This is a genomic window from Falsiroseomonas oryziterrae (assembly GCF_021864505.1).
In the GTDB taxonomy this organism is placed as follows: domain Bacteria; phylum Pseudomonadota; class Alphaproteobacteria; order Acetobacterales; family Acetobacteraceae; genus Falsiroseomonas; species Falsiroseomonas oryziterrae.
In genome coordinates this window covers 1-4,786 of record NZ_JAKJIB010000319.1, presented here as the reverse complement: position 1 = coordinate 4,786, position 4,786 = coordinate 1, and the positions used below count along the sequence as shown (strand labels likewise).

5 protein-coding genes and 2 tRNA genes are annotated in these 4,786 nt (G+C 73.9%); 4 read left to right on the top strand and 3 right to left on the bottom strand.

Annotation, left to right across the window (positions count from 1 at the left end; all coding sequences use genetic code 11):
* Positions 1–166: 166 nt before the first annotated feature.
* Positions 167–1,597, bottom strand: a complete 1,431-nt coding sequence (locus L2I40_RS19200) for a TolC family outer membrane protein (RefSeq protein WP_237216792.1) — start codon at positions 1,595–1,597, stop codon at positions 167–169.
* An 84-nt stretch (positions 1,598–1,681) separates the two neighbouring features.
* Entirely contained in the window at positions 1,682–2,362 is a 681-nt protein-coding gene (locus tag L2I40_RS19195; RefSeq protein WP_237216791.1) for a protein-L-isoaspartate O-methyltransferase family protein, read from the bottom strand.
* 143 nt (positions 2,363–2,505) lie between these two features.
* Here L2I40_RS19195 and L2I40_RS19190 point away from each other — a divergent pair.
* From L2I40_RS19190 to L2I40_RS19175, 4 genes are all read left to right on the top strand, one after another.
* A tRNA-Cys gene (locus L2I40_RS19190) sits at positions 2,506–2,576 on the top strand.
* A 234-nt stretch (positions 2,577–2,810) separates the two neighbouring features.
* Positions 2,811–2,885: transfer RNA gene (locus tag L2I40_RS19185), tRNA-Asn, on the top strand.
* A gap of 50 nt (positions 2,886–2,935) precedes the next feature.
* Complete coding sequence (locus L2I40_RS19180; protein WP_237216790.1) at positions 2,936–3,664, top strand: ABC transporter substrate-binding protein; 729 nt, start codon at positions 2,936–2,938, stop codon at positions 3,662–3,664.
* A gap of 4 nt (positions 3,665–3,668) precedes the next feature.
* Positions 3,669–4,298 carry an HAD hydrolase-like protein gene (locus tag L2I40_RS19175; RefSeq protein WP_237216789.1) on the top strand — a complete coding sequence of 210 codons (630 nt, stop codon included), beginning with the start codon at positions 3,669–3,671 and terminating at the stop codon, positions 4,296–4,298.
* Here the strand turns inward: L2I40_RS19175 and L2I40_RS19170 are convergent.
* Positions 4,295–4,786, bottom strand: a 492-nt coding sequence (locus tag L2I40_RS19170) for an amidohydrolase family protein (RefSeq protein ID WP_237216788.1), incomplete at its 5' end; no start/stop codon positions are given. The two genes, L2I40_RS19175 and L2I40_RS19170, sit on opposite strands and share 4 nt — an antisense overlap.

Here is a 4,786-nt window from a genome sequence, read left to right as displayed (position 1 = left end):
GCGACGCCGATCCGCCCGATGCGGCGGCAGCGCCGGGCGGTTGGGCCGCCGCGGGCGTCGCGGCGGGCGCCTCGTCGTCGTTCAGGATGCGGCGGATCGAGGCCAGGATGTCGTCCATTGCCGGATCGCCGGCACCCGGTTTCGGCGGTTGTGACCCGCTCATCGGCTACCGCCCCCCGTCGGCGATGCGCTCGGCCTGGGTTTCGCCCCAGCCGACCCAGCGGTTCCGGACCGCCCGGTAATAGGCCTCCATGTCATAGAGCTGCACGGGCAGGCTGAGGTCGCGGGCCGTCATGCGCCCCACCGCGGCGGCGAGGTTGTGCGACGCGGTGATGACGTTCGCCAGGCCGCGGACCAGCAGCACGCGGGCGTTGAGCAGTTCCTGCTCGGCATTCAGCACGTCGAGCGTGGTGCGGCTGCCGACGATCGCCTCGCGCTGCACGCCGTCCAGCGCGATCTCGGCGGCGCGGATCTGGGCGCGGTTGGCCTCGACCTGGGCGCGGGCGGCCTGCAGGGTCTCGAAGGCCTGGGTCGCCGCCTGGGTGGCCTGCCGGCGCGCATCCTCGACCACCGAGCGCGCCTGCTGGGCCTGCTGCCGCGCCTGCCGCACGGCGGCGTATTCGGCGCCGCCCTGGAAGAGCGGCACGGTCAGGTTCGCCGTGACGGCGCTGCCATCCTGCCGGAGACCGTCCGAGGTCAGGTTGTCGTTGCGGAAGACGCTGCCGTTCAGGCTGACCTGCGGCATCAGGTTGCTGAACTGGATGTCGATGTTGTCGCGCGCGGCCGCCTCGTCAAACAGCGCAGCGACCACAGCGGGGTTGTTCTGCGCAGCGGCGAGACCGGCGGCCTGCGAGTTCTCGGCGGCGGTGCGAAGCGGCTGCGGGGGCACCAGCCGCGCGGGCGGCTGCCCGACAACGCGGGTGAAGACGGCGCGCGACGATTGCAGGCGCCCTTCGGCGTCGGAGCGCTGCGCGATGGCGCCCGCCAAGCGGCTCTCGGCCTGCGCGACGTCCGTGCGCGTGATCTCGCCGACCCGGAAGCGCTCGTTGGTTGCCTGCAGCTGGCGGGTCAGCACCTGGACGTTATTGGTGTTGAGCCGGACCTCCTCCTGGTCGCGGATCACCGCGACATAGGCGTTCACGACGTCCAGCAGGACCTGCTGCTCGGTCTGCAGAAGTCGCGCGCGCTGGGCGAGCACCTGGTTCTCGGCGCGCCGCGTGGACGCGGTCGTGCGGCCGCCGCGATAGATCGGCTGGCTGACGCTGGCCTGGATCTGCGTGGTGTCGCGCGAACGCCAGGGCGTGTCCGTCCGTGGCGGGGCGATGAAGCCGGGGCCGACGATCTGCTGGCCCACGGCCGAGCCGACGGCCTGGCCCGCGGAACCTGCGATCTGCACCGTCGGGCGCCAGCCGGCCAGCGCCTGCGGCACGTTCTCGTCCACCGCGCGCAGCTGGGCGCGGGCGGCCTGCAGCGTCGGGTTGTTGGCATAGGCGAGCGCCAGCGCCTCCTGCAGCGTCTGGGCCGCGGCGGGCCGCACCTCCGCCATGGCCGTGGTGGCCATGAGCAGGGCAGCGACAGCGTAACGGGTCGGGATCATCGACAATCTCCTGGCCCGGCGATCCTAGACGCGTCTGCACGCGCCACGCCAGCTTCCGGCGGGCGCGGGCTTGTCACGGAGTGCTCAGAACACGAAGCCGGGACGTCGCGCAAAGGCGGCCAGCGGCCGCGTCGCGCAGTCGAAGGCATCGGTCGTACTGAAGCTGCCGGCGATCCGCCGGCCCAGCACCGCACGGGACGACAAGCCGCGCCCGGCGGCGGCGAGAACGGTCGCAAGCCGTCCGCCTTCGGCGAGCTGGCCCGCGATCTCGGCCGGCACCTCCGGCACTTCGCCCTCGATCAGGATCGCATCATAGGGCGCGGCGGCGACATGGCCCGCAGGCAGCGCTCCCTGGACGAAGCGGAGCGCCTCCGGCCCTGCCAGCCCGGCCGCCGCCCTGCGACCGAGCGCGATCAGCCCGGCATCCTCCTCGAGCGCGATCACGCGCGCCCCGCAGCGCGCCGCCACGGCCGCGGCGTAGCCGGCGCCTGCCCCGACCACCAGCATCCGGTCGCCATCCCGCAACGACAGGAGTTGCAGCAGCCGCGCGATCATCATCGGCTCGATCAGGGCGCGGCCATCCGGCAGCGGGACGTCCTCGTCCGCATAGGCGCGCGCGGCGAGTTGGGGCGGCACGAAGCGCTCGCGCGGGATCTCGCCCATCGCGGCGAGGATCCGCGGATCGGTCACGCGGTTCGGCCGAAGCTGCCCATCCACCATGCAGCGCCGCGCCTCCGCCGTGTCGACCGAGAGCACGGGCGCCATCGCGCCTGCGGATCCGCCTTCCATTGCCATCGCCTTCCGTTTGAGCGGGTTATAGGCAGCGCCCGCGGGCCGGCCAAGCGCGGTCGGCGCGCTCCGCCTTGACCCCTGCCCCCGGCTGCCGGATAGAGGCGCTCCACCCGCGCGGCCGCGTGGCAGAGTGGTGATGCAGCGGACTGCAAATCCGTAAATGCCGGTTCGATTCCGGCCGCGGCCTTTTTCTCCGACCTCAGACGCCGGCGCGCCCTCCGGGCGCTTGGCTTCCGCGCCGCAGGCTTGGCGCGCCCGGCCGGACGCTTGGTCGCCGCAGGCCTGGCGCGCCCGGCCGGACGCTTGGTCGCGGCGCGGCAGCCGCCTTGCGGCCGCATCCTCGCCGGGTGGCGCATCCCGTTACGCCGGGCCGGGCTTGTTGGCGGCGGGGCAGGTTGCTATACGCCGCCGCCTTGGCTGATCCGGCGTGGCGCAGCGGTAGCGCAGCGGACTGTTAATCCGTTGGTCGTTGGTTCGAATCCAACCGCCGGAGCCATTCCCCCGCGGTCCTCCCCGCGCCGCAGCGCACCGAGGAGGCCGCCTCCGATGAGCACCGACACCCTCCGCGCCCAGCTGGCCCCGACCGGCGTCCTGCGCGCGGGCATCAACCTGTCCAACTTCCTCCTCGTCAGCGCCCGCGGCCCCGACGGGACGCCGCAAGGAGTCGCCCCGGACATGGCCCGCGCCGTGGCCGAACGGCTCGGCGTCCCGGTGCGCTACGTGCCCTACCCTCGCCCCGGCGAGCTCGCCGACGACGCGACGAAGGACGCCTGGGACATCGGCCTGATCGGCGCCGAGCCGCAGCGCGCCGCCCAGATAGCCTTCAGCCCCGCCTATGCCGAGATCGAGGCGACCTACCTTCTGCCTCCAGGCTCCCCGATCGGCAGCCTGGACGAGGTCGACCGGCCGGGCACGCGCATCGCCGTCGCCGCCCGCGCGGCCTACGACCTCTGGCTCGAGCGCAACATCTGCCACGCGACGCTCGAACGCGCGCCGAGCCTCGACGCCTCCTTCGACCTCTTCGCCTCCGCGCAGCTCGACGCGCTGGCGGGACTCCGCCCCAAGCTGATCGCCGATGCCGCGAAGATGCCGGGCGCCCGCATCCTGCCGGGCCGCTTCATGGCCGTGCAGCAGGCGATCGGCACGCAGAAGGGCAAGGACGCTGCCGCCGCCTTCCTCCGCGACTTCGTCGAGGACGCGAAGGCGAGCGGCCTCGTGGCGCGACTGATCGCGAAGCACGCCGTGCAGGGCCTCTCGGTCGCGCCGGCCGCCTGAGCGTATGGCGACGCCGCGCCTGCTGCTGTTCGACTTCGACGGCACGCTGGCCGACAGCTGGCCGTGGTTCCTCGGCACGCTGGACGGCACGGCCGACCGCTTCGGGCTGCGGCGCATCACCAAGGACCAGGCGGAGGCGCTGCGCGGCCAGGACAGTCACGCCGTCATGCGCGCGCTCGGCGTGCCGATGTGGAAGGTGCCGCGGATCGCGGCGCATCTGAAGGAACAGGCCGCGACGGCGCCCGCCCCGCCGCTCTTCCCCGGCGTCCCCGCCATGCTGCGGCGGCTGGCCGCCCGCGGCATCGTGCTGGCGATCGCGAGTTCCAACACCGAGCGCCAGATCCGCCGCACCCTCGGGCCCGAACTCTCGGCCCTGATCCGGCACGTGGCGGCGGAGGCGACGCTGTTCGGCAAGGCGACGCGCTTCCGCCGCATCCTCCGCGACACGGGCGTGCCGGCCGCCGAGGCGATGGCCGTGGGCGACGAGGTGCGCGACATCGAGGCGGCGCAGGATGCCGGCGTCGCCGCCGGCGCCGTCGCCTGGGGCTACGCTTGGCCGTCGATCCTCGCCTCGCGCCGGCCGCATGCGCTGTTCGACGCGCCGGAGGCGATCGCGGAGTATTGCGGCGCTTAGGCCAGCCGCGCGGCGCCCGCCGGCGAGAGCCAGGCGAGCCGGCCGGCCGCGAAGGTCGCCACCGGCGCGCGCGCAGAGGGGTCCACCACGACGATGTCGCCGCGCAGCCCCGGCAAGATGCGCCCGCGGTCGCTGAGCCCGGCAGCCTCCGCCGGGTTTGCCGAGACCAGCGCCCAGGCGGCGGGAAGATCGAGCACGCCGCGGCCCGCCATCACGAATGCCGCTTCCAGCATCGCCGGCCAGACATAATCCGACGCCAGCACCGTCACGAGCCCGCGCTCCGCCAGCGGCGCGGCCGCGGCCCAGCCGAGATGGCTGCCGCCGCGCACCACGTTCGGCGCTCCCATGACGACATGCTCGCCGGCGGCGCGCGCGAAGGCGGCGACCTCCTCGGCCATCGGGAACTCGCAGATCGCGACGCCGAGCGCGCGGAAGGCCGCGCGCTGACCCGTCGTCGCGTCGTCATGGCTGAGCATCGGGGTCCCGGC